This is a genomic window from Bacillus mycoides, assembly GCF_000832605.1.
GTDB classification, from domain to species: domain Bacteria; phylum Bacillota; class Bacilli; order Bacillales; family Bacillaceae_G; genus Bacillus_A; species Bacillus_A mycoides.
On record NZ_CP009692.1, the window covers coordinates 4,355,237 to 4,378,290 of the forward strand.

The following is a 23,054-nucleotide window of genomic DNA, read 5'->3' on the forward strand; positions in this document are numbered from 1 at the left end:
CCCCCTATTTTTTAAATAATTATTGAATTAACATAACTTGTTTATCTTGTTTTTTCATACTACGTGTAAATGCTGTTACACCTGTTCTAGCAATTTCTTTCAAACCATATGGACGAAGTAATTCAATTAACGCTTCTACTTTCTCCTGGGTACCTGTTACTTGCACCACTATGGAATCCTTCCCAACGTCTATTACAGCGGCTCGGAACGGTTCAATTAAACTATATAATTCTGCTCTTGCTACAGACGTTGCTACTTTAATAAGTGCAAGTTCTCTAGCGATCATCGCTTCTTCTGTAATATCTGATACTTTCAGTACATCAATTTGCTTATGAAGTTGTTTAATTAACTGCTCAACTTGCTGTTCATTTTCAACGTGTACAACAATCGTCATTCTCGAAATATCCGATGATTCCGTATGACCTACTGAAATACTTTCAATATTAAAATGTCTACGTGTCATAACACCTGTAATTCGATTTAACACACCGCTTTGATTTCGAACTGTCGCTGTTACAATTCTCTTCACCTTTTCTCCACTCCCTCCATTTGATGAACGCCTTTTCCTGGGGCAACCATCGGCATTACCTTTTCGGATTGAAGTACGCGGCAATCAATTACAACAGGCTCTCTTAACTCAATTGCATACTGTAATTGTTGCTTTGCAAGAAGTGGGTCTTCAATACGAACACCTTTTATGCCATAAGCATTGGCAAGCGCAACAAAATCTGGTTGGCATGAAAGTAAGGAGTGCGAATATCGCCCATTATAAAATTCCTCTTGCCATTGTCTTACCATTCCTAAAGCTTCATTATTTAAAATAAACACTTTAACTGGTAAAGAATGCTCTTTTAATACACTTAGTTCTTGCAGGGTCATTTGAAATCCCGCATCACCAACAATTGCAATAACTAGTTCTTCAGGCTTTGCGATTTGTGCACCTATTGCTGCTGGAAATCCGAAGCCCATTGTTCCTAAGCCTCCAGAAGTTACCCATTTATCTGGATTTTTCAGCGGATAATATTGAGCTGCCCACATTTGATGTTGCCCAACATCTGTCGTTACAATCGCTTCCCCTTTCGTAATTTCGTATAGCATATCAATTGCATATTGAGGCTTAATACATTCCGAATGCTCTTTGTAAGAAAGAGGGTATTTTTCTTTTCTACTATTCAATAATGAGAGCCAATCATTGTGATTTACTTCCCCTTCCTTAAAGTTGAGTAGAGCTTCTAATGCTTGCTTCGCACTCGCAACAATTGGAATTTCAGTCGGCACATTTTTTCCGATTTCTGCTGGATCAATATCTATATGTGCGACAATCGCTTCTTTAGCAAAATAAGCTAAATTTCCAGTAAGACGATCGTCAAATCTTGCTCCTATATTTATAAGTAGATCACATTCATATAACGCCATATTAGCCGTGTAAGAACCGTGCATTCCTCCCATCCCAAGAAATAATTTATCATCTGGCGGAAAACCACCAAGACCAAGTAAAGTATGAACAACAGGAATTTCATATTTACGAGCAAAGCTTGTTAATTCTTTCGATGCCTTCGCATGCAATACACCTGCTCCAGCTAAAATTAACGGTTTTTTTGAAGTCGCAATCGCTTGTAATAATTTGTTTATTTGTAGTAGATTCGGTTCGTAATTAGGCTGGTATCCTGGTAAATCCATTTGAACATCACTACATCGCTCACCTTTCTCTACTACCATATCTTTCGGAAGGTCAATTACGACTGGGCCTGGTCTTCCTGTTCTAGCGATATGAAATGCTTCTTTAATAATTCGGGGTAAATCCGATGCTTTTCGTACTTGATAATTATGTTTTGTCACCGGCATCGTAAGCCCCATAATATCAGCTTCTTGGAAAGCATCACTCCCGATTAACGTTGTTGCTACTTGCCCTGTAAATACAACAAGTGGCAATGAATCAATCATCGCGTCAGCTAGACCAGTAATAACATTTGTAGCACCCGGTCCACTTGTTGCAATTACCACTCCTGGATTGCCTGTAATTCTTGCATATCCTTCAGCAGCATGAATTGCACCTTGCTCATGCCTCGTTAAAATATGCGGAATTTCACAATCATAAAGCGCATCATATAGAGGTAAAACCGCACCACCTGGATAACCAAAAATCACCTCTACTCCTTCCTTTTCTAGCGCTTCTAACAATAGCTGTGCACCAGTTGCCAGTTTCTCTTCCGTTTTTGAAGACATTTTTCTTATAAGCCCCCTTTTTTAAACATTTATAAAATAAAAAAATCCTACGTCCACACTCCAGCTATGTGCTGAAGGGACGAAAGATTTCGCGGTACCACCCTTCTTTGCAAGATTACTCTTGCCTCAGTGACTCGGGATATGAGTCTAGCTAATAACGGAGCTACCGTCTAAGCCTAAACAAACGTTTCAGCTTAGCACTCAAGGGTGATGTTCGTCGACGTGAACCATCGGTTTCCAGCAACCACCGACTCTCTGTGAGGCTTCACAGTCAACTACTCCTCCCTATCAACGCTTTATCATGTCATAAGAGCTATTATCCAACTTTATTTTCTTCGTAAATTTTCTCTCCATCTTCTACAACTAATTTACGGAATTCTTCTAATAAACGATTCGTATGTGGCCCTGTTCTACCTAAACCAATCGTTCTTCCATCTACTGTCGTAACAGCAATTACTTCAGCAGCTGTTCCTGTTAAAAACACTTCATCAGCTACATATACATCATGCCTTGTAAATAATTCTTCTCTTACGTCATATCCAAGTTTTTCGCCGATTTCTAAAATCGCGTTTCGTGTAATACCTTCTAACGCTCCAGCAGAACTTGGTGGTGTAATTAATTTATTTCCCTTCACAATAAATACATTATCTCCAGAGCCTTCAGCTACATATCCTTGGTCATTTAACATAAGTGCTTCTTGTACTCCAGCTAATTTCGCCTCAATGCGAACTAAAATATTATTTAAGTAATTTAAAGATTTTACTTGAGGCGATAAAACATCCGGGCGATTGCGACGCGTTGCAACTGTTATAATCGGAATCCCTTTTTCATAATATTCTTGTGGAAATAAAGATAATTGCTCTGCAATTACTACTACATTTGGTTTCGTACAAGAATCGGGATCTAATCCCAAGTTCCCAGGTCCTCTTGATACAACGAGGCGGATATATCCATTAGATAGTTTGTTTTGTCGAATCGTTTCAACAACGATTTTCGTTGCTTCTTCTAACGTATATGGAATTTCTAACATGATGGATTTCGCTGATTCATATAACCGGACAAGATGCTCTCTCAAACGGAAAACATTACCGCTATATACCCTAATTCCTTCGAACACTCCATCGCCATATAAATAGCCATGATCATATACTGAAACCTTTGCTTCGTCTTTTGGAACAAATTCTCCATTTAAGAAAATCCACTGCTCGTTCACTTGAAAGCGCCCCCTATGTTCTATGAGTTTTTTATTGTTTCCTAGTCTACTCTCCTTTTCAAATAAATCAAGTAAATTTTTAGAAAATTTTTAATTTTTAATCGTACGTACATCTTTGTTCATATTGATTTAATAACATTGTTAACGTTTACAAAAAGTCAAAAAAATTTTTTCGTCAAATTCTACTAAAAAAAATATTTGTTTAAAAGAAGGGTTTTCGCCAATTGATACGAATCTATTGTATTCAATAAACGGACGTCCGATTTTATAAATCCGGGAATATACAACGACTTTTGGTGAAAAAGGGGGAAAATAACAAAAATAACGCTGTCTAAAAATAACATTCATATTTTTCATTTAGTAATCATAATCCTATTTTTAAAAAACAATTTGTCAAATTGAAGGAGGAAATAACAATGGCGTGTGTACAAATTAAAGGAACGAGACAAGAGGTAGTAGAAATGCTACAACTATTTGATCTAATGGATACGAAAGGATTTTGTAAATTCGATAATTACGTTGAAGTAGAACCAAATAGTAGGAAACATAACAACTACACAGCTTCAATCGATATTCAGTCTAATAACAGTTCAGCACAAGATACATTAAATGATCAATTCGTTAGTCAAATGCTTACTGGTGTATATAACGACTAAACAAATATTCTCTTCCTACCATCTTTTCATAAATATATGCTATGGACTTGAGCATACTAGCAACTAGATGGTAGGAGGTGAAAATTATGGCTAGAATTGGTGTTGAGAACTCTTTAACAGATGTTCAACAAGCTCTTCAGCAACAAGGACATGAAGTCGTTTCACTTAACTCTGAAAATGATGCACATGGGTGTGATTGTTGCGTTGTAACCGGGCAAGATTCTAATATGATGGGCATTGCAGATACATCGATAAAAGGATCTGTAATTAAAGCACATGGTTTAACAACAGATGAAATTTGTCAGCAAGTTGAAAACCGCACTTAATCATTTTTATCACATTATTTGTGAGCTAACATGTAAAGGGAATGGAATGGTCCCACTGATTATAGTTTCAATTTATTTATAGAAAGAGGGCTCCTTTTCAAAAGGAGCCCTCTTTTTTATATTCACCTAACGGGAAAGTAACATATACTGGATGAAAGCCCTACCTCTCTCTCATCATTACGGTTCCACTGACCGCTCCTTGATTCACTAGTATACATATAAAGCTTACATATACAATTTATAGGGTTTGTTCACAAAAGTTGTTGGTAAGACTACCCGATCTTTCGCAAACTTTTCGTATTATATTCATAAGATTTATTTACTTTACACTAGCTTTAACCGAGACACGAATTAAAATTTTAACACCAATACAATAACTTGTCAACATTTTTTACAAATTAAAAACAGACATTAACGGTTTGTCTGTTTTAGAATGGAGCTTTTTCTTTTATTACATATACAACAAAACCGCTTACTAACATACATAAGCCAACTACTAAGTTTTTGATATTAATCATAAATTCCTCTCCCTTATTCCACACATCATATATATTTACAGTTCAATTATTCCGATCGTCCTAAAGCGCACTTTTTCTAATATATCATAATTCCTAAAAAATGCAAGTTCACTTTTGGCGACCATTCACAAATTTATCCACAGTGCTTGGCACAGTATTTAACGCTTTTTCAATTAAATGTGTACTACTATTGAGATGCAACACTTGCACACCGTTAGAACCAACTACTAAAAAAGCAACTGGGCTAATAGAAACCCCAGCCCCGCTTCCGCCTCCGAATGGATGACTTTGCTTGTTCTCTTTATGCTGCCCTTGTCCGCTGTTATGTTTTTCGGAAATAAAATCACCTTTAAAGTCACTTCCACCAGCTCCAAAACCAAAAGCCACTTGAGATACTGTTAATACTACATTTCCGTCAGCTGTTGAAACCGGACTTCCAACAATCGTATTTACATCTACCATCTCTTTTAAATTTGTCATTGCTGTTTTCATTAAATTTTCAATTGGATGTTCCATTATGTACTACACCCTTTCCTCATTATTCTTTTTTATACTTTCCAAAATAGAGGAAGTCATACTAAGTTTTCCTATTTTGAAAAAACATTTTCCACTTTCCAATTGGATATTACTCCCTGTACATGCTCGGATAAAAAGGAAAAAGAGATACATACTACTATTGAACCTTGTTATGAAAGGAGTCCTTACTTTGACTGAGAAATTTGATGAATATAAAAAAAGAGATCGAATAGATAGTGATTATAAAGAAGAATACGCAGCTGAAGTTGCACCACAGCGTATCGATTATGATGATAAAGATAACGATGATGTAAGATCGTCTGCAGCTGGATCGACTGCTGGTTTCATTGCTCTTGCCTTAGCAATATTATCATTATTCACATTCCCAACACTATTTGGTCTTGTGTCTGTTCTACTTGGTATTTACGCTTATAATCGCGGGGCTACTGTAACTGGCGGTACCGCTGCCATTGTGGGTGGTATCGCTGCACTCATTGCGATTTTATTCCGGGTGGCGCTTATTGGTTTATTGTTCTCTCTTTTTTAAAAAGAAAAAGGTATCTCGCTTTATGCGGGATACCTTATCCTGTAAATACATCTTCTGATGGATATTTAATTTTTTGTTTTGCTGGTCGTGCCAAAGAGAACACAAGTGTTAACGGTCCGATTAATCCACAAAACATAACAAACATAATAATACATTTTCCAAACGCCGATAGCTTCGCAGTAATCCCCATTGTTAACCCTACTGTACCAAACGCTGAAATTGTCTCAAATAATAACTGAATAAAACTGAAGTCTTCTGTAAGCATTAATACAAATACCGCTGTAAAAATAAGTATTTGACTAGCAACGACAATTGCTAACGCTCTCGTTACTGTCGACATTTTAATCGTACGCTGAAACAAAACAAAATCCTCTTTCTTTCTAAAGAAAGAAAGAACTGATGTAATTAAAATAACGAATGTCGTTAACTTAATTCCACCGCCTGTCGATACACTTCCTGCACCAATAAACATTAATACCATCGTAAATAGTATCGATGACTCTTCCATCCCCCCATAATCTACCGTGTTAAAACCAGCTGTACGAGGTGTAATTCCTTGGAAGAACGAAGCCCATAACTTTTCATTTAAAGATAAGTGCCCCAAAGTCTTCACATTATTATATTCCAATACAAAAATCACAAGCATCGCAATAACATTAAGTGCTATCGTTCCAACAATCATGATTTTGGAGTGCAGTGATAATTTTCGGAAACTACGGCTATACCATATATCAATTAATACCGTAAACCCTAACCCTCCTATTACAATTAAAGAACAAATCCCAATATTAATAATAGGATCTCCTACGTATCTTGTTAAATTATCTGGCCAAAGCGCAAAGCCGGCATTATTATATGACGCAATAACGTGAAAAATACTATAGTATAAACCTTTTCCAAAACCAAACTCTGGAATAAAGCGAATCGATAAAAAGATAACTCCAATTAGCTCAATACAAATAGAAAAAATAAAAACACGTTTTACTAATTTCACAAGACCACCAATATTTGTTTGATTAAATGCTTCTCCAATTAATAATCGGTGGCGTAAACCAATTTTTTTCCCTAATACCCAAACAATTAAAATGGCTATCGTCATAAGACCGAGACCACCCGTTTGAATTAAAAACATAATAACAATTTCACCAAACATCGTAAACGTACTCGCAGTATCTACAACACCTAAACCGGTTACAGTCGCTGCCGACGTAGCTGTAAAGAAAGCATCTACCCAACTAATATGTACTTTCGTTGCAAACGGTAACTTTAATAACAATCCTCCGACCACAATTAAACAAAAAAAGCCTAATGCTAAAATTTGTGGTGGATTCAATCGTATAAAACGATTATACAACCCTTGTTTTTTTGCTACTTCCATATCACTAACTCCCTTTATCAAGTGAAGCTTTTATCCCCTCATAAATAAAGACTCTTTAAGAGCCTACAAGTAGCGGGATAAACCTTATATTCTCATAATATAGTTGAGCATAATCCTTTTTTTCATAGATTTCAACTTTTATTTATATTCAGACTCCTATCGTTTTACAAAAGAATATTTTCTATTATATCTCCACTTATACTATAACTCTTACAACAACTATTTTATCCCTTTTCAAATTCCCATATCTTTCACTCCAAGTTCACACGAGGGTCACATCTACCTTTTATAGTATATGTATCGGAGCTGTTCCTCCCTAATTTATAAGACATTCCCCAGTGTCTTGAACAGCTTTCCATCCCTAATTAAATTGACATAAATTGTCCCCTTCCTTGACCATCATATATGTGATGGTCTTATTTTTTATTCTTTCTATCTTTTATTTGAAACTCCCTCTCTCTTTCACTCCATGTTCACACGAGGATCACATCTACCTTTTATAGTATACGTATCGAAGCTGTTCCTCCCTAATTTATAAGACATTCCCCAGTGTCTTTGAATAGCTTCCATCCCTAATTAAATTGACATAAATTGTCCCCTTCCCTTGACCATCATATATGTGATGGTCTTATTTTTTATTCTTTCTATCTTTTATTTGAAACTCCCTCTCTCTTTCACTCCATGTTCACACGAGGATCACATCTACCTTTTATAGTATACGTATCGGAGCTGTTCCTCCCTAATTTATAAGACATTCCCCAGTGTCTTGAACAGCTTTCCATCCCTAATTAAATTGACATAAATTGTCCCCTTCCTTTGACCATCCTATATGTGATGGTCTTATTTTTTTATTCTCTCTTTCTTCTTACTTAAAACTCCCTCTCTCTTTCACTCTATGTTCACATCTATCTTTTATAGTATATGTATCGAAGCTGTTCTTCCCTAATTTATAAGACATTCCCCAGTGTCTTTGAATAGCTTCCATCCCTAATTAAATTGATATAAATTGTCCCCTTCCCTAGGCCATCATGTGATGGTCTATTTTTTTTCCAAATACATAAATGTATTCTTTCCACATATTTCAGCAAAACTGGACTATATACATTGAAACAGACAGTTTTATACTAAATATTCAGAAAATATTGTCAAAATAGGTATTTTTTCGGTATAATTAATTTAGAAAGCAATTTTACAAAAACAAAAGGGGGGTTTTTATCGAAACAAACAAAGGCAATCTTAATTGCATTATTTCTCGGTCTAGTTGTCGGACTCACTTTAAATTTAGCTGCTCCATCTATTTTTGAGCCATTGAATCAATATGCGTTCAATCCACTTGGTCAACTGTTTATTCGCCTTATTAAAATGCTAGTTGTTCCTGTTGTGTTCATTTCTATCGTACTTGGGGCTGCTGGTCTTGGAGATCCGAAACAACTTGGAAGAATTGGTTTAAAATCAATTTCATTCTTTCTCGTAACAACAGCTGTCGCTATCTCTATTGCAGTTACATTTGCACTTATCATAAAACCAGGAGCTGGCGGTAACTTTAAAACAGACGGGCTTAAGTATGAAGGTGCAAAAACTGAAACATCTTTCGTTGATACATTGCTGAATATTGTGCCAGATAATCCAGCAAAAGCGATGGCTGATGGGAACATGCTACAAATTATTGCCTTTGCCGCATTGATCGGACTCGGTTTAGCTGTTTTAGGAAAACGAGTTCAAGGTGTCCATTCATTACTTGAACAGGGCAACGAATTAATGATGTATCTTGTTAATCTCGTCATGAAATTAGCTCCAATCGGAACATTCGGGTTGCTCGCTTCATCCGTTGGTAAAATGGGTCTTGCAGGCGTCGCTGCGATGTTCAAGTATATGATTGTCGTTATGTTGGTACTCATTATTCACGGTGTCTTCGTATACGGCGGCTTATTAAAGGTACTAGCCAAAGAAAGTATTATTCGTTTCTTTAAACATTTCGGTCCGGTAATGGCAATTGGATTTAGTACATCTAGCTCTAATGCTTCCCTTCCATTTACCATGAAAACCGCCCAAGAAAAACTTGGAGTTCCAAAAGCGATAAGCTCTTTTGTACAACCACTAGGTGCAACGATAAATATGGATGGTACTGCTATTATGCAAGGGGTAGCAACTGTATTTATCGCTCAAGTATACGGCGTTGAACTTACATTACCACAATTAGCTATGGTCGTATTAACTGCTGTACTAGCTAGTATCGGTACTGCAGGTGTACCAGGTGTTGGACTAGTAATGCTTACGATGGTTTTAAATCAAGTAAATCTACCAGTAGAAGGCATTGCTTTAATTATCGGTATTGACCGCATTCTAGATATGTCTAGAATGCGGTCAATATTTCCGGTGATGCAATTTGTGCAATGATTGTTGCAAACTCAGAAGAAAAATATAATACGGATCAATCTGCAGCATCTTAAATCAAAAAAGGAGTGAATCATTTCACTCCTTTTTTGATTTACTTCCTTTTTTCGAACGATATTCTTTTCCTTTATTATCATTTCCCGTTTCAAATTCAGTACTAAACTCCTGCTGGAATTGCCCTGATTTTGGTGAACCTTGATTTCCACTTCCTTGACTACCATTACGATTCGTCATATTTCTCCCTCCTTCCTTTATTAGTAGTATGGCGCTCTATCTTTTTTCATACACATTTTATTTTTTATCATCTATTACACACAGAAGAAGACCTTCCATATATGAGGAAGGTCTTCTTTTCAATTAGGTAAGCGTTTTCTTATTTGTAATTATTTAAATAAGTTTTTTAGAAATAGATATCATTATATCCATTTCATCTTCTGAAAGTGCGGAAAATCTTTCTTGTAAATATTTCTTTTTCTCACCTTCCATTTTCGCAACTAACTCTTTCCCTTGTTCTGTAATCTCTAAATATACAACTCGGCGATCTGATGTAGAACGTGAACGAGTTACAAAGCCTTTATTAATTAATTTTTCTGTAACAGCTGTAATATGACTATTCGACACATTTAACTCATTAGCTACACGTGAGACCATTTCTTTATTCGTACGGTTCAATATTCTAAGGACAATGAACTCATTCCACGGTATGTAACCACCAAATATTTTTCCAATATCATTACGCAACGTGCGAAACATTGCAAAAACATTTGTCGATAGTTCTTCCATTAATTGTTCTCGATTTTGAGACAACTTTGACAGCCCCTTTTATTTAATTTAGTTAAATAAAAACCTTATTAATAATTTTACACGAAATCTTACTTTTTGTCACCTTATTTCCCCATAATTCGTAGTTTTTTAATAGATATTTCATGGTACAATGAAATTGATTTTCCAGAAAAAGGAGTTGGGGCAATGAGTGAAGAAGACAAACTTTCTAATCTCAGTCTAAAAGATAAGACTATTATTATTAGTGTTGTTATTCTTATTCTCATTATATTCTTTGCATTTATATTTTTTGTATATGTAGGAATCTTTCATATTACAGGTATAGAATATTCATCAAGAACAGCTCTACTACTCTTTTTTTTACTCATTCTTTTATTAGACGGTATTACATATTTTATATTCATTTTCTTTAAAGTGCTCCTACATCCAATGATGACAAGTATGCCCAATTGGCTCTCAATTGCTCTGCTCTCTATAATTGAAATTACGTTAGATTGGTTTGTCATACATACCGCCGATGACTGGATAGAGAGTGTACAAATGCCCAACATAGCTGAATTATGTGTCACACTATTCCTTTACACACTAAATAAATTATTTAGTGATAAGAAAGAGTAAGAATACAAGCTTTTCTATATAAAAATTGGTACAATAAAAATAAATCATACTAAAGAGGTGTTACTTATGAACTTACTACAATGGGCTGATAAAGGCATGTCCTTTGATACATATGTGAATGAAATGAAAGTAAACCAATACGAGCTACTACACATTTACAATAACTTTTTAATTCCAAATGAATTACTTCCAGTTTTAGAAGAACGTCAAAATGATGGCTGGCGCGTTATCGTATTAACAGCTGACTGGTGCGGCGACGCTCTTTTATGTGTACCTGTTATGAAACGAATTTCTGAAGTTGCAAATATTGATATGCGTTTATTAATTCGCGATGAAAACTTAGAGTTAATGGATCAATACTTAACAAACGGAACAGCACGTGCGATTCCAATCTTTATTTTCATTGATAAAGACGGAAATGAACAAGCCGTCTTTGGACCACGCGCTCCAAAAGTACAAGAATTAGTAACTTCAATGCGCGCTACATTACCTGAAAAAGAAGATCCAACATTCGAAGAGAAACAAAAAGAAATGTATGCTAATTTCCGTGCTACATTAGCTGATGATACTTCTCTTTGGGAACATGTAATGGAAAGCATGATTGAGAAAGTAGTAAAATAAAAAAACCTGCCGATTTCGGCAGGTTTTTTATTTTACTAAATTATAATCCTTTTTTCTGAGAATATACAGCATCTACGCACGCTGCTAAACGTTCCATTTCACCCATGTATATTCCACGTGTCATCCACCCAGTCAACTTGTACATAATCTTATATAAAAAATTCTTCGGTTCAAATTCTACGATTAAAGTAAGCGATGTACCTTCTTCATCCTCTTCTAACATATAAGTTGCAGCTGTATAACCTTGCTTCATCTCACATCCAACTGAAACGATATACGGTTCATCATACTCTAAAATTTCCGCCTCAAATTCATATATTTTCTTCCCCATCTTTTGCACAGATATATATTTGTCACCTTCACGAGGGTTTTCAACATCTATATTTGAAGGATACCTATTTTCTATCATAAAGGTACTCCATTCTAGTATTTTCTCGTCATTGTGTACATAATCAAATACAACATCAATTGGTGCTGGAATTACTATTTCTATTGCAAAACTCACTAAATTGCTCCTCTCAAATACCCTATCGATTTCCTTTAAATTATTATAACGAAATCATTATGGCATATTTCACATGGTGAAATACAAGTAATTGAAAGTAAAAGTTTCATTTTTCTCTCTCTATAAAAAAATACCCTACAGTGTAGACTTTTTTTTCAAGTGTCTATTCTATAGGGTATTGCTGATATTTTATACTTACATAATGAAGAAATAGAATACCGCAGCTAAAATGAAACGATAGTAAGCGAACGGTGTTAGTTTTACACGACCTAATAATTTTAAGAATGAAACAATTGCAAGCATCGCAACAACGAATGCTGTAATAAATCCTGTTGCAAATAACGGTATATCAGCCGTGCTTAATATATCCCAGCTTTTAATTAAATCTAAGGCACTTGCAGCTACCATCATTGGCACCGCTAGAATAAATGTATATTCCGCTGCCGCTGTATGCGAAACACGTGCTAATAAACCACCACTTATTGTTGATCCAGAACGAGAAAATCCTGGCCAAAGTGCTAAACATTGGAACATTCCGATTGTAAATGCTTGCTTATATGTGATTTCATCTAACGTTCTTGCTGTACTTGGTTTTGAAAACTTCTCAGCAACAATCATTAAAATACCACCAGCTACTAAGCTAATAACAACCGGTCCTGGACCGAATAAAACTTCTTTAATTGCGCTATGGAATAGTACGCCGAGTATGCCGGCAGGAATCATCCCGATAATAATATGTAATAAATTTAAAGATGGTCCATCAGTTACTTTCCCTATTCCAACTAATGACCATAAACGTTTCCAAAATATAACAACAACTGCTAAAATCGATCCCAACTGAATAACAACTTCGAAAACTTTCGCTCTATCGTCTTCAAATCCAATTAAGTGTCCTGTTAAAATCATATGTCCTGTTGATGATACTGGTAAAAACTCTGTTAAACCTTCAACAGCACCCATGATTAATCCAATTAACCAATCAGCCACAAGTAGTGCCTCCTTAATAACGAATATGTAATTTTTTCACACCTTATCATAATACCTTATCCCTTTTCAAAGTGCATCCTTTTTTTATTGATTTCATTTGTTGTATACGCTTATTTCTTTTCTATTTTTTGATTAAATTGTATGATAATAAGAGTTTGTTTTTTACGTTGAAAGGGGATTTTATGAAAGAAACTAATTCATTCTCACAAAAGTTAAAGCAATTTTTATTACTCTTTTTCCCGATTTTTGTAACGCAAATGTCATTATTTGCGATGAGCTTTTTTGATACGACAATGTCAGGACATGCGAGTCCTATTGATTTAGCGGGTGTTGCTATCGGAACAAGTATATGGCTTCCCGTTAGTACCGGCTTAACAGGAATTTTAATGGCTACTACTCCTATTGTTGCACAGCTCGTTGGATCAAAGAAAAAGGAGGACGTTCCCCACATTGTCATACAAGCAGTATATTTAGCAATTTGTGCTAGTTTCGTTGTTATCCTTATCGGATTCTTCGCTGTTTCACCTATTTTAAATGGCATGCAATTAGAAGAACCCGTGGAACGTATTGCAGCACAATTTTTAATTATTATCGCGATTGGAATTATCCCTTTATTTACTTACACCGTTTTACGTGGATTTATTGATGCATTAGGGAAAACTCGAACAACGATGATTATTACATTACTATCATTACCAATTAATGTAGTATTAAATTACTTATTAATTTTTGGTCACTTTGGCTTTCCAAAACTCGGTGGTGTTGGTGCGGCAATCGCTTCTGCAGCAACCTATTGGTGTATTTTAATTATTACGGTTATTATTATTCGTACGAAAGAGCCTTTCGCTTCTTTCAATATCTTTAAACAGTTATACCGCCCTTCCTTTACAATCTGGAAGGAATTCCTGAAACTTGGAGTCCCTATCGGATTTGCTATCTTTTTTGAGACGAGTATTTTCGCTGCGGTAACACTTATGATGAGTAATTTTAGTACGACAACAATAGCAGCACATCAAGCAGCTATGAACTTTGCTTCCTTGTTATATATGACTCCTTTAAGTTTAGCAATGGCAATGACGATAGCCGTTGGATTTGAAGTTGGAGCAAAACGATACAATAATGCGAAACAATATGGATTTATCGGAATTGGGTTAGCCCTTGCTTTCGCTCTTTTATATTCAATCCTTCTTTATTTCTTTGATGATGAAATTGCTTCTATTTATACGACAAATGCAAATGTCCATCATTTAGCTAAAGAATTTCTTATATTCGCGATTTTATTTCAAATTTCAGATGCGATTGCAACTCCAGTACAAGGAGCACTTCGTGGTTATAAAGACGTAAATGTTGCCTTAATTATGACATTAATAGCTTATTGGGTAATAGGTCTACCTCTTGGCTACATGTTAGCAACTTATACTGACTGGGCAGCAAAAGGTTATTGGATCGGTCTTATTATCGGTCTAGCATTTGGAGCAATCTTCCTGCTTATCCGTCTCTTTCAAGTACAAAGAAAATATACAACGCAAAGCAGCCGCTAATGATATAGCGGCTGTTTTCTTCATGCATATTTTTTCTTGTAACGTGTAACATAATGAAAAAGAAAGGTGGATACATATGGACGAAAAACAAAAGAAACAATCATTCGATGAAGAATTCGCCCCTGAAATTTCACCTGGATATCGGCAAGATGTACATAAGCCACCTAAATATAAAAATACTTCTTTTTTAATGGGCATTACCATTTTCGCAGCTGTATTACTCGTGCTCATCATTTTCGTCTATTTTTAAAGAAGGGTGGTCTATTATATGAAGAAACAAGATTCAAATCGTTCAAAAAGAACTGTGAAAACGGAAAAAGGATATGCAGGAGATTCTGTTCATACACTGAAACAAGTTGAGCAAGGAAATTTATACATTGCTCAAAAAGAACTTGGTCAACAAAATGAAAATCTTTAAAGTCCCTCTGCTTCTAGAGGGTTTTTTATTGTACATATTGTTTTTGTTCTAACACCATGAATAAATTATTAACCTTTACAATTTTCATGTCATAATTTAATTTCATTTCACTTCTCTTGCCATTTTCAATACCAGTAACGTACGCTACAGCATGATAGCGAAAACTCTCATCTGTCTCTTCACGTATCTCTTCGTTTGTAAATTTATACTCTAAATCCCGAAAACAGTTTGGGTAATAATTTTCTATTAACTGTTCATACCCTCTATTTACAAATATTTCTTCACCTTTTCGTTTCACATCTTCTTTATTATTAAACTCAAACACTGATAGTTGCGCTGTCACAAAGTGTTCTCCTATCATTTTCATTTCTTTATCAGTTAAAGTTTCTATACTTTTGTTCTTTAATTCCTTATTTAACTCGTAGCGATCTATCGGTTTAAAGGTGGCCAAAACAATCCAAAAGCGATACATAGAGAAATGATTAATATTCTTTTCTTCGTAATGCACCCCACCCTCCTCCATAATGATAGTTATATTTTAACATGTAGAAAGAAAATTCTGATATCATAAAGTGGAATAACCTACCTTTAACTTAGAAACGAGGAACAATTATGGACTCTTACAAACAATATATAAAAGAAGCTCTGCCCGGTCTTTCTATACATTCATATAAACAAAATGAAGAAGGATGGGATAATATAACGGTTATTATAAATGACGAACTACTATTTCGTTTCCCGCGAAAACTTGAATATGCAAACCGAATTCCGTTAGAAAAAGAACTGTGCACAATTCTTTCTCATTTATTACAAGAAATCGAGATTCCTAAGTATCATTTATTGTATAAGAATAATTGTAATACCGTTCCATTTTGTAGCTTTTATCCTCTCATTCATGGTGAACCGTTAACAACTGAACTAGTTGCAAAGCTAGAGAAAAAAGAATTGAAAGCAATCATTACACAATTAGCCACTTTCCTTGCGGCTTTACATAGTATTCCTTTAAAACGTACTGAAACGCTAGGGTTCCCTATCGAAAAAACACTTACCTACTGGAAAGAACTACAAACAAAATTAAATCAATATTTTACTAACAGTCTTACTTCATTACAGAAATCAGCCTTAAATCGTTTATTCGAAAATTTTTTTATCTGTATAGCTAAATCTACCTTTCAAAATACAATCATCCATGCTGACTTTACACATCATCACATTTTATTTAACAACTTGAACAAAACCATTTCAGGTGTTATCGATTTTGGAGATGCTCAAATTGGCGATCCCGCTTTTGATTTTGCTGGGCTATATTATGATTTCGGTCGTGAGTTTACTACATCTGTATATGAACAATACAGTGCACTTATTTCTTACCGCGATCCATTACTCATTCACCGCATCACTACCTTTTATCAATACAGCCCTTTACTACATAACCTTATTTATAACATTGAAACAAACAACGAAATAATATTAAAGAAGAATGAAGAACAGCTTAAAGCAATACTACAGGGACGAGATTAAATTCTCTCCCTATACTCTCTCTCCTCATACATCATTAACTTTTTATCCATTTCAACAATAACTTTATACAATTGAAATGCCTGTAAAATTTGCAGTTGAATTCCAAAAGGAGCATTCTGTTCTTTTAACCATTGAAATACTGCCGTTTCATCTTTCATTGATTATTCCTCCCTTTATTAATCTGCTACAAATATACGGTAAATGATGAAAAGCTTTTCATGTCAATAACAAAAAAGAATGCAAATTTGCATCCTTTAATGTACTATATTTTTCTTCTGCTTCGCTTCTTTCTTTACTTCTTCCCTTTGGCATTCACTACGAAACGCACAACTCATACACTCAGAACGAAAATGACGCTCTGTATAGTGCTCAGGTTGTTGCAACATTTCTTTCATTCTAAATAAATCATCCATTCCAGTTATAATATCTTCCTGCTTTGGAATGTACTCATACTTAGTTCCTTCTATTAAATTAATAACTTCAATTTTCCCTGGAAGAATACCGAAAGCTTTATAACTGAATACTGTCATTAGCTTCTGACAAAGAGCAAGCATTTCCTCATCCGCATCGACAACATACTTTTTAATTACAAACGATTCAGCACTCCACTCACCAACTTCAAATGTCAATGACATGTGGACACCTAACTCTTCCATATATGTTTGAAACTTCTCATATAAAAATAACGGCGGTGCCTGACTATCATCCCTTTCAACAAACTGTAATAAGTGATCAGTTAGCTTTGCTAAAACAATATAGTACTCCGCCTTTGAAGCAAACATATTAATCCTTACTTTTTTCCAATACTTTTCTATTAATATTAAAAGTACAATTTTCGTTTGTTGGCCCGCAGGTAGCGTGTAATATTCATTAATAATTTGATTCACAATCATTTGTGCTATTTGTTGCCATTCAAATGAAGAAGGTTCTCTTCTTTTTATATGACGGAAATAAAATTTATGCGGACAACGCATAAAATCATACAAATGGTAATCTGTCATCGTTTTGATTGAGATTTTCTCATGCAATTGCTCTTCATCTCCCTTCTGCCATTAAGAAAGGTGTTTTACGAATTCAGCTCCAAACTGTAAACATTTTTCTACATCTTCATCTTCTGGCGTTAATTCTACTTTCAATCCTTCTAACACAACTGCTGCCCCGCGCTCCTGCAGCTTTTCTATTAAAATATCAACCGCTACCCCGTATTTCGGATAAGCCGAATCACAAGAACCGAATGCAGCTGCTTTTTTACCAGTTAAGTTAATAGAATCCATTGCATCATAAAAATCTAAAAAATCATCAGGAAGATCACCATCTCCCCAAGTATAAGCACCTAAAATAATCCCGTCATATTGCTCTAATATAGAAGCTTCTGGTGTATCCATAATATCAATTACTTCAATCTCATTTTCTGTTTCACGAATCGCACCCGCAATATGGTCAGCCATTTCCTCTGTATTTCCACTCATACTTGCAAAAATCATTACTAACTTACTCAACTGAACCTCTCCTTTTACCTTGTATCTCTTTTTCTGTTTGAAGTGTACTCTTCTCATCTACATATTCAGAACGAATTACATTTCGTTGCCATTCAATATGCTTATCAACATCTTTATTTTTTAATCCCCTTCGTAAAAGGTGAAATGTTTTTCTCATTAAGGTTCCTCATCTATTTCATTGATAATAATTATCAATTTCAATTATATCATTAGATTAATTGAAATTGATTATCAAAGTCAATAACTATTTTTAAAAAAATAGTTAAAATGTACAAGCTTGTCCGTTAGCTATTCATATACTATAAATGAGCATAGTTCTTTCTCAGCCCTCTCTGACGGAAGAAATAAAAGCAACTGCAATAGAGTGCAGTTGCCTTTTTTTATGTTTTATCAGTTTCTAGTAGTCTTATAGTTGTCTCTAAAAATAGTTCCACTCCATTAATTAAAGCCGATTCATCCACATCAAATTTCGGATGATGATGTGGATAACAAGTATCAATATTTTTATTCCCTGTTCCTAATTTAATGAAACAACCAGGTGCTTTTCTTAAATACGCTGAAAAATCTTCTCCTCCCATAGAAGGTTCAAGATGCACAATACGCTGATTTCCGAACAATTTTATCGCACTTTTTTCTACTATTTTCGTAATGTACTCATTATTAACAACTGGATCATATCCGTAACGATACGTATATGTATAATCTCCCCCATGTGCTTCTGTAATTCCTTTTACAATTTGCTCAATTTTCTCTTTTGCTTCCTCTCTTAATGTTTGATTAAAAGATCGAACAGTTCCCATTAAAGCTGCTGCACTAGGAATGATATTATCGGCCATCCCCCCATGAAATTGTGTAACTGACACTACTCTATGCATAAAAGCACTTGTATTTCTTGATACGATATGTTGTAAATTTGTAATAATTTGTGCTCCGATAGCAATAGGATCTATCGTTTCTTCTGGTCGTGCCGCGTGACCACCCTTTCCTAAAATTTCAATTGTAAATACGTCTGGTGCTGCCATCATAGGGCCATATACAATTCCTATCTTTCCACTTTCTAATCCAGACATAACGTGCAAACCTACTACATAATCGACGCCGTCCATAACACCGGCCTCCACCATTTCTTGTCCACCACCGGGATACACTTCCTCTGCGTGCTGAAAGAACAGACGGATTTCGCCTGCAAAATCTTCCTTCATATTTGCTATCGTCTCTGCTGCACTTAATAAAATAGCTGCGTGAGCATCATGCCCGCATGCATGCATTATTCCTTTATGCACAGACGTATAAGGTTTCCTTGTTTCCTCTTGGATTGGTAAAGCATCTATATCAGCTCGAATCGCAACTACTTTCCCTTGTTGCCTTCCTCTTTTAATTGCTAGCACACTGTACTGCGTTGGTCTCGTTACTTCAAAAGAAGAAAATGAGCATAATGTTTCATATATAAATTGCGAAGTTTCTTTTTCATGAAACGATAATTCCGGATACTTATGGAAATGCCGTCTCCATTTAATGATATTTTCCTCTGAAATAAAACTCCTCCACTCTCTTTTCATAATAATTACCTCCTTTTAAAAGGCTCTATACCTTAAAAATGTACTAAGTACCCAGTGATTATTAACCCACTCCAATTCAGGAATAACAAAACAAATATTATATTTTCCCGCCTTCTCACAATCCACTTTTATACATTCACACAATCCACTTCCTATTTACATGTCAAACCCATTACAAATTCATGCTGAATGTAATATAATTGCTAAGTTAGGGATTTTCTTTTTTAGTATTTAGTGCTAATATCAGAAAAGAGCCTTTTGACTTATTTTTACCTAAAATGTGGGATTTTGTTTTTTTCACAATAATGTAGGACATGATACCTACAAAGAGCTATTATTTCATTAAGCGAGGGAAAGACATGGAAAGATTAAAAGAGATATGGTCTCAACCACTCACACAATGGGTTGCAAAGACGGTTTATTACCTTGCAATTTTATTTGCATTGCTTTGGTTGTATGGATTCCATGATACAAACACAAGTACATTTATTTACAACGAATTTTAGGGTGGGAACGTTATGAAGTTATTAGAACAAATTGAAAAGTGGGCTGTAGAAACGCCTGATCAAACCGCTTTTGTTTGGCGAGATGCGAAAATTACGTACAAACAATTAAAGGAAGATTCTGATGCGTTAGCACATTGGATTTCTTCTGAGTATCCAGATGATCGTTCACCAATTATGGTTTATGGCCATATGCAACCTGAAATGATTATTAACTTTTTAGGTTGTGTAAAAGCTGGACATGCTTACATTCCTGTAGATTTATCTATCCCAGCTGATCGCGTACAACGTATCGCTGAAAATTCTGGTGCGAAATTACTTTTATCAGGAACTGAAGTAACTGTAACTGATTTACCAGTTCGTATCGTAAGTGAAGACAACTTAAAAGATATTTTCTTTACTCATAAAGGGAACATTCCAAATCCTGAACATGCGGTAAAAGGTGATGAGAACTTCTACATTATTTACACATCAGGAAGTACAGGTAATCCGAAAGGGGTTCAGATTACTTATAACTGTCTTGTTAGCTTTACAAAATGGGCTGTAGAAGATTTCAACTTACAAACAGGGCAAGTATTCTTAAACCAAGCACCTTTCTCATTCGATTTATCTGTAATGGATATTTACCCATCGTTAGTAACAGGTGGTACACTTTGGGCAATCGATAAAGATATGATTGCACGTCCAAAAGACTTGTTTGCTTCTTTAGAGCAATCGAATATACAAGTATGGACTTCGACACCATCTTTCGCAGAAATGTGTTTAATGGAAGCCTCTTTCTCTGAAACTATGCTACCAAACATGAAAACATTCTTATTCTGCGGTGAAGTGTTACCAAATGAAGTAGCTAGAAAATTAATTGAGCGTTTCCCGAAAGCAGCAATTATGAATACGTACGGTCCAACAGAAGCTACTGTTGCTGTAACAGGCATTCACGTTACAGAAGAAGTGCTTGATCAATACAAATCACTTCCAGTTGGCTACTGTAAATCAGACTGTCGCCTTCTTATTATGAAAGAAGATGGTACAATTGCACCTGACGGTGAAAAAGGTGAAATCGTAATTGTCGGTCCAAGCGTAAGCGTTGGCTATTTAGGAAGCCCTGAATTAACAGAAAAAGTATTTACCATGATTGATGGTGAGCGTGCCTATAAAACAGGTGATGCTGGCTATGTAGAAAATGGTCTTCTATTCTATAATGGTCGTCTTGATTTCCAAATTAAGCTTCATGGTTATCGAATGGAATTAGAAGAAATCGAACATCATCTTCGCGCGTGTTCTTACGTAGAAGGTGCAGTTGTTGTTCCAATTAAAAAAGGTGAAAAATATGATTACTTATTAGCGGTTGTTGTTCCTGGAGAGCATTCGTTTGAAAAAGAATTCAAATTAACATCTGCAATCAAAAAAGAACTCAATGAGCGATTACCAAATTACATGATTCCACGTAAATTCATGTATCAATCTTCTATTCCAATGACACCAAATGGAAAGGTAGATCGCAAAAAATTATTGAGTGAGGTTACAGCATGACCGCATATGGATCATTTTATTTTTTCGCTATAGTAGGCATTTTATTAATACCTACTATCATAGCTGGATTAAAAGGTAAAATGTTGCGTAAATATAATGCCGTTTTAACATTAGTAATGCTCGTTATTATCTTCTCTGATAAACCGAAGCAAGCAATCATGTTAGCCGCATTTATTATTTGGCAATATGCCCTTATTAAAGGCTATTTAATGTTAAGAAAACAAAATAATAGTACATTTAGGTTTTATATGGCTGTTATTTTGTCGATTTTACCGCTTGTTTTAGCAAAAATTGCACCGTTTGTACCTGAGCTAAAGTTTGTTGTATTTTTAGGAATGTCCTATGTAACATTTAGAGCAGTACAAATGGTCTTTGAAGTTCGTGATAACTTAATTAAAGAACTTTCCTTCTTTAATTTCTGGGAATTCGTTTTATTCTTCCCAGCTATCTCAACGGGACCTATCGATCGTTACCGCAGATTCCAAAAAGATATTCAAAAGCCACCTAGTGCAGAAGAATATCAAAATTTACTATATACAGGGCTAAACCGTATTTTCCAAGGTTTCTTGTATAAATTTATTATTGCTTACTTAATAAAGCAATATTTTATGGATCCGGCATTCGCTCAGCAAGATACAATCCTATCAAATATGATTTACATGTATAGCTATAGCTTATATTTATTCTTTGACTTTGCTGGTTATAGCTCATTTGTAATTGGTGTAAGTTATATGATGGGAATTAAAACTCCAGAAAACTTTAATAAACCATTCATTAGTCGTAACATTAAAGACTTCTGGAACCGCTGGCATATGAGTTTATCATTCTGGTTCCGTGACTTTATTTACATGCGTTTCGTCTTTTTCGCAACGAAGAAAAAGTTAATTAAAAACCGTTACACAATTTCGTATATCGGTGCATTTTTAAACTTTTTCATCATGGGAATATGGCATATTACTGGTGAGCATGTGTATCAATACATTATTTATGGTCTTTATCACGCTGCCTTGTTTATCTTATTCGATATTTTCGAACGAAAAAACAAAAAGCATAAGTTTTGGCCAAACAATAAATTTACACACGTCCTTGCGATTGTAATTACGTTCCACGTTGTATGTTTCGGTTTCCTGATCTTCTCTGGACACCTTAACAGATACTTTTAATGCACCCTTCTTATACTATTAAGAAGTTGCAC

Annotated in this window: 28 protein-coding genes, 2 pseudogenes and 1 other annotated feature; of the genes and pseudogenes, 13 read left to right on the forward strand and 17 right to left on the reverse strand. The window is 35.0% G+C overall.

Annotated elements, in window-relative coordinates; all coding sequences use genetic code 11:
* Positions 1-19: 19 nt before the first annotated feature.
* The 4 genes from ilvN to BG05_RS32035 form a co-directional block, all read right to left on the reverse strand.
* The gene (ilvN, locus tag BG05_RS24095; RefSeq protein ID WP_000822948.1) at positions 20-529 is read right to left on the reverse strand and encodes an acetolactate synthase small subunit; all 510 of its coding nucleotides are present in this window, start codon (positions 527-529) and stop codon (positions 20-22) included.
* Positions 526-2,226 carry an acetolactate synthase large subunit gene (ilvB, locus tag BG05_RS24100; RefSeq protein ID WP_002168823.1) on the reverse strand — a complete coding sequence of 567 codons (1,701 nt, stop codon included), beginning with the start codon at positions 2,224-2,226 and terminating at the stop codon, positions 526-528. The genes ilvN and ilvB overlap by 4 nt, the downstream gene beginning before the upstream one ends.
* 72 nt (positions 2,227-2,298) lie before the next feature.
* Positions 2,299-2,527, reverse strand: a binding site (T-box leader).
* Positions 2,528-2,542: 15 nt separating this feature from the next.
* A complete protein-coding gene (gene ilvE / locus BG05_RS24105) occupies positions 2,543-3,439 on the reverse strand; it encodes a branched-chain-amino-acid transaminase (RefSeq protein WP_002011723.1) in 897 nt (298 codons plus the stop codon).
* A gap of 141 nt (positions 3,440-3,580) precedes the next feature.
* Entirely contained in the window at positions 3,581-3,796 is a 216-nt protein-coding gene (locus BG05_RS32035) for a hypothetical protein (protein WP_078177944.1), read from the reverse strand.
* Positions 3,797-3,855: 59 nt separating this feature from the next.
* On the opposite strand from BG05_RS32035, the gene BG05_RS24110 reads away from it, so the two are divergent.
* The gene (locus tag BG05_RS24110) at positions 3,856-4,095 is read left to right on the forward strand and encodes a DUF3911 family protein (RefSeq protein WP_002011724.1); all 240 of its coding nucleotides are present in this window, start codon (positions 3,856-3,858) and stop codon (positions 4,093-4,095) included.
* Between the two features lie 86 nt (positions 4,096-4,181).
* Complete coding sequence (locus BG05_RS24115; protein ID WP_002011725.1) at positions 4,182-4,421, forward strand: YkuS family protein; 240 nt, start codon at positions 4,182-4,184, stop codon at positions 4,419-4,421.
* Between the two features lie 428 nt (positions 4,422-4,849).
* Here BG05_RS24115 and BG05_RS24120 read toward each other — a convergent pair whose 3' ends face one another.
* Together BG05_RS24120 and ytfJ are read right to left on the reverse strand one after the other, a co-directional pair.
* The gene (locus BG05_RS24120) at positions 4,850-4,939 is read right to left on the reverse strand and encodes a hypothetical protein (protein ID WP_000608225.1); all 90 of its coding nucleotides are present in this window, start codon (positions 4,937-4,939) and stop codon (positions 4,850-4,852) included.
* A gap of 108 nt (positions 4,940-5,047) precedes the next feature.
* Positions 5,048-5,455 (reverse strand): GerW family sporulation protein, encoded by a 408-nt coding sequence (gene ytfJ, locus BG05_RS24125; RefSeq protein WP_002168824.1) that lies wholly within the window; start codon positions 5,453-5,455, stop codon positions 5,048-5,050.
* 172 nt (positions 5,456-5,627) lie between these two features.
* Between ytfJ and BG05_RS24130 the strand changes: the two genes are divergently transcribed.
* A complete protein-coding gene (locus BG05_RS24130) occupies positions 5,628-6,002 on the forward strand; it encodes a hypothetical protein (RefSeq protein ID WP_002011728.1) in 375 nt (124 codons plus the stop codon).
* Positions 6,003-6,036: 34 nt separating this feature from the next.
* On the opposite strand, the gene BG05_RS24135 is transcribed toward BG05_RS24130, so the two are convergent.
* Entirely contained in the window at positions 6,037-7,380 is a 1,344-nt protein-coding gene (locus BG05_RS24135) for a TrkH family potassium uptake protein (protein ID WP_002168825.1), read from the reverse strand.
* A gap of 1,170 nt (positions 7,381-8,550) precedes the next feature.
* Between BG05_RS24135 and BG05_RS24140 the strand changes: the two are divergent.
* Positions 8,551-9,830, forward strand: a pseudogene (locus BG05_RS24140) (dicarboxylate/amino acid:cation symporter).
* Between the two features lie 22 nt (positions 9,831-9,852).
* Here the strand turns inward: BG05_RS24140 and BG05_RS24145 are convergent.
* Both BG05_RS24145 and BG05_RS24150 read right to left on the reverse strand, forming a co-directional pair.
* The gene (locus BG05_RS24145) at positions 9,853-10,008 is read right to left on the reverse strand and encodes a hypothetical protein (RefSeq protein WP_002011733.1); all 156 of its coding nucleotides are present in this window, start codon (positions 10,006-10,008) and stop codon (positions 9,853-9,855) included.
* 153 nt (positions 10,009-10,161) lie between these two features.
* Positions 10,162-10,581, reverse strand: coding sequence for a MarR family winged helix-turn-helix transcriptional regulator (locus BG05_RS24150; RefSeq protein WP_002064429.1), 420 nt, complete (start codon positions 10,579-10,581; stop codon positions 10,162-10,164).
* 162 nt (positions 10,582-10,743) lie between these two features.
* Here BG05_RS24150 and BG05_RS24155 point away from each other — a divergent pair, with 162 nt between their 5' ends.
* Positions 10,744-11,175 carry a regulatory YrvL family protein gene (locus BG05_RS24155; protein WP_002126264.1) on the forward strand — a complete coding sequence of 144 codons (432 nt, stop codon included), beginning with the start codon at positions 10,744-10,746 and terminating at the stop codon, positions 11,173-11,175.
* A gap of 33 nt (positions 11,176-11,208) precedes the next feature.
* On the forward strand, positions 11,209-11,796 hold the full coding sequence (locus BG05_RS24160) for a thioredoxin family protein (protein WP_078175613.1): 588 nt from the start codon (positions 11,209-11,211) through the stop codon (positions 11,794-11,796).
* Positions 11,797-11,836: 40 nt separating this feature from the next.
* Here BG05_RS24160 and BG05_RS24165 read toward each other — a convergent pair whose 3' ends face one another.
* Both BG05_RS24165 and uppP read right to left on the reverse strand, forming a co-directional pair.
* A complete protein-coding gene (locus BG05_RS24165; protein WP_003188190.1) occupies positions 11,837-12,301 on the reverse strand; it encodes an SRPBCC family protein in 465 nt (154 codons plus the stop codon).
* Positions 12,302-12,496: 195 nt separating this feature from the next.
* Positions 12,497-13,288: a bacitracin resistance undecaprenyl-diphosphatase gene (gene uppP, locus BG05_RS24170; protein WP_002186334.1), complete on the reverse strand. Its 792-nt coding sequence runs from the start codon at positions 13,286-13,288 to the stop codon at positions 12,497-12,499.
* Between the two features lie 182 nt (positions 13,289-13,470).
* Between uppP and BG05_RS24175 the strand changes: the two genes are divergently transcribed.
* The 3 genes from BG05_RS24175 (at position 13,471) to BG05_RS31195 (ending at position 15,247) form a co-directional block, all read left to right on the forward strand.
* Positions 13,471-14,829, forward strand: a complete 1,359-nt coding sequence (locus BG05_RS24175; protein ID WP_002126252.1) for an MATE family efflux transporter — start codon at positions 13,471-13,473, stop codon at positions 14,827-14,829.
* A 76-nt stretch (positions 14,830-14,905) separates the two neighbouring features.
* Entirely contained in the window at positions 14,906-15,079 is a 174-nt protein-coding gene (locus BG05_RS24180; protein WP_000343684.1) for a hypothetical protein, read from the forward strand.
* 18 nt (positions 15,080-15,097) lie between these two features.
* Positions 15,098-15,247 (forward strand): hypothetical protein, encoded by a 150-nt coding sequence (locus BG05_RS31195; protein ID WP_000743737.1) that lies wholly within the window; start codon positions 15,098-15,100, stop codon positions 15,245-15,247.
* 25 nt (positions 15,248-15,272) lie between these two features.
* On the opposite strand, the pseudogene BG05_RS24190 reads toward BG05_RS31195, so the two are convergent.
* Positions 15,273-15,760 (reverse strand): annotated as a pseudogene (locus tag BG05_RS24190) (biotin transporter BioY).
* A 99-nt stretch (positions 15,761-15,859) separates the two neighbouring features.
* On the opposite strand from BG05_RS24190, the gene BG05_RS24195 reads away from it, so the two are divergent.
* On the forward strand, positions 15,860-16,768 hold the full coding sequence (locus BG05_RS24195) for an aminoglycoside phosphotransferase family protein (RefSeq protein WP_003188194.1): 909 nt from the start codon (positions 15,860-15,862) through the stop codon (positions 16,766-16,768).
* Here BG05_RS24195 and BG05_RS31200 read toward each other — a convergent pair.
* The 5 genes from BG05_RS31200 to BG05_RS24220 form a co-directional block, all read right to left on the reverse strand.
* Positions 16,765-16,926, reverse strand: coding sequence for a hypothetical protein (locus tag BG05_RS31200; RefSeq protein WP_002126244.1), 162 nt, complete (start codon positions 16,924-16,926; stop codon positions 16,765-16,767). The two genes, BG05_RS24195 and BG05_RS31200, sit on opposite strands and share 4 nt — an antisense overlap.
* A gap of 96 nt (positions 16,927-17,022) precedes the next feature.
* Positions 17,023-17,796 carry a hypothetical protein gene (locus BG05_RS24205; RefSeq protein WP_002140953.1) on the reverse strand — a complete coding sequence of 258 codons (774 nt, stop codon included), beginning with the start codon at positions 17,794-17,796 and terminating at the stop codon, positions 17,023-17,025.
* A gap of 24 nt (positions 17,797-17,820) precedes the next feature.
* Positions 17,821-18,267 (reverse strand): flavodoxin, encoded by a 447-nt coding sequence (locus BG05_RS24210; protein WP_002086759.1) that lies wholly within the window; start codon positions 18,265-18,267, stop codon positions 17,821-17,823.
* The gene (locus BG05_RS31205; RefSeq protein ID WP_002011628.1) at positions 18,260-18,424 is read right to left on the reverse strand and encodes a hypothetical protein; all 165 of its coding nucleotides are present in this window, start codon (positions 18,422-18,424) and stop codon (positions 18,260-18,262) included. The genes BG05_RS24210 and BG05_RS31205 overlap by 8 nt, the downstream gene beginning before the upstream one ends.
* A 223-nt stretch (positions 18,425-18,647) precedes the next feature.
* Positions 18,648-19,826, reverse strand: a complete 1,179-nt coding sequence (locus BG05_RS24220) for an amidohydrolase (protein WP_002126238.1) — start codon at positions 19,824-19,826, stop codon at positions 18,648-18,650.
* A 359-nt stretch (positions 19,827-20,185) separates the two neighbouring features.
* Between BG05_RS24220 and BG05_RS24225 the strand changes: the two genes are divergently transcribed.
* From BG05_RS24225 to dltB, 3 genes are read left to right on the forward strand one after another with little or no spacing between them, the layout of a single operon-like run.
* Positions 20,186-20,332: a teichoic acid D-Ala incorporation-associated protein DltX gene (locus BG05_RS24225; protein ID WP_002011626.1), complete on the forward strand. Its 147-nt coding sequence runs from the start codon at positions 20,186-20,188 to the stop codon at positions 20,330-20,332.
* 12 nt (positions 20,333-20,344) lie between these two features.
* The gene (dltA, locus tag BG05_RS24230; protein ID WP_003188200.1) at positions 20,345-21,859 is read left to right on the forward strand and encodes a D-alanine--poly(phosphoribitol) ligase subunit DltA; all 1,515 of its coding nucleotides are present in this window, start codon (positions 20,345-20,347) and stop codon (positions 21,857-21,859) included.
* Positions 21,856-23,022 (forward strand): D-alanyl-lipoteichoic acid biosynthesis protein DltB, encoded by a 1,167-nt coding sequence (dltB, locus tag BG05_RS24235; protein ID WP_002186338.1) that lies wholly within the window; start codon positions 21,856-21,858, stop codon positions 23,020-23,022. The genes dltA and dltB overlap by 4 nt, the downstream gene beginning before the upstream one ends.
* Positions 23,023-23,054: the final 32 nt, after the last annotated feature.

Excerpts from the sequence above, each read along its gene's own strand:
- BG05_RS24180 (WP_000343684.1), top strand. The coding sequence starts at position 14,906 with ATGGACGAAAAACAAAAGAAACAATCATTCGATGAAGAATTCGCCCCT.
- BG05_RS24155 (WP_002126264.1), top strand. The coding sequence starts at position 10,744 with ATGAGTGAAGAAGACAAACTTTCTAATCTCAGTCTAAAAGATAAGACT.
- BG05_RS24130 (WP_002011728.1), top strand. The coding sequence starts at position 5,628 with ATGAAAGGAGTCCTTACTTTGACTGAGAAATTTGATGAATATAAAAAA.
- BG05_RS31195 (WP_000743737.1), top strand. The coding sequence starts at position 15,098 with ATGAAGAAACAAGATTCAAATCGTTCAAAAAGAACTGTGAAAACGGAA.
- ytfJ (WP_002168824.1), bottom strand. The coding sequence starts at position 5,455 with ATGGAACATCCAATTGAAAATTTAATGAAAACAGCAATGACAAATTTA.
- BG05_RS24115 (WP_002011725.1), top strand. The coding sequence starts at position 4,182 with ATGGCTAGAATTGGTGTTGAGAACTCTTTAACAGATGTTCAACAAGCT.
- BG05_RS24110 (WP_002011724.1), top strand. The coding sequence starts at position 3,856 with ATGGCGTGTGTACAAATTAAAGGAACGAGACAAGAGGTAGTAGAAATG.
- ilvB (WP_002168823.1), bottom strand. The coding sequence starts at position 2,226 with ATGTCTTCAAAAACGGAAGAGAAACTGGCAACTGGTGCACAGCTATTG.
- dltA (WP_003188200.1), top strand. The coding sequence starts at position 20,345 with ATGAAGTTATTAGAACAAATTGAAAAGTGGGCTGTAGAAACGCCTGAT.
- dltB (WP_002186338.1), top strand. The coding sequence starts at position 21,856 with ATGACCGCATATGGATCATTTTATTTTTTCGCTATAGTAGGCATTTTA.
- BG05_RS32035 (WP_078177944.1), bottom strand. The coding sequence starts at position 3,796 with ATGAAAAATATGAATGTTATTTTTAGACAGCGTTATTTTTGTTATTTT.
- BG05_RS24195 (WP_003188194.1), top strand. The coding sequence starts at position 15,860 with ATGGACTCTTACAAACAATATATAAAAGAAGCTCTGCCCGGTCTTTCT.
- BG05_RS24145 (WP_002011733.1), bottom strand. The coding sequence starts at position 10,008 with ATGACGAATCGTAATGGTAGTCAAGGAAGTGGAAATCAAGGTTCACCA.
- BG05_RS24135 (WP_002168825.1), bottom strand. The coding sequence starts at position 7,380 with ATGGAAGTAGCAAAAAAACAAGGGTTGTATAATCGTTTTATACGATTG.
- BG05_RS24220 (WP_002126238.1), bottom strand. The coding sequence starts at position 19,826 with ATGAAAAGAGAGTGGAGGAGTTTTATTTCAGAGGAAAATATCATTAAA.
- BG05_RS24225 (WP_002011626.1), top strand. The coding sequence starts at position 20,186 with ATGGAAAGATTAAAAGAGATATGGTCTCAACCACTCACACAATGGGTT.
- BG05_RS24120 (WP_000608225.1), bottom strand. The coding sequence starts at position 4,939 with ATGATTAATATCAAAAACTTAGTAGTTGGCTTATGTATGTTAGTAAGC.
- BG05_RS31200 (WP_002126244.1), bottom strand. The coding sequence starts at position 16,926 with ATGAAAGATGAAACGGCAGTATTTCAATGGTTAAAAGAACAGAATGCT.
- BG05_RS31205 (WP_002011628.1), bottom strand. The coding sequence starts at position 18,424 with ATGAGAAAAACATTTCACCTTTTACGAAGGGGATTAAAAAATAAAGAT.
- BG05_RS24175 (WP_002126252.1), top strand. The coding sequence starts at position 13,471 with ATGAAAGAAACTAATTCATTCTCACAAAAGTTAAAGCAATTTTTATTA.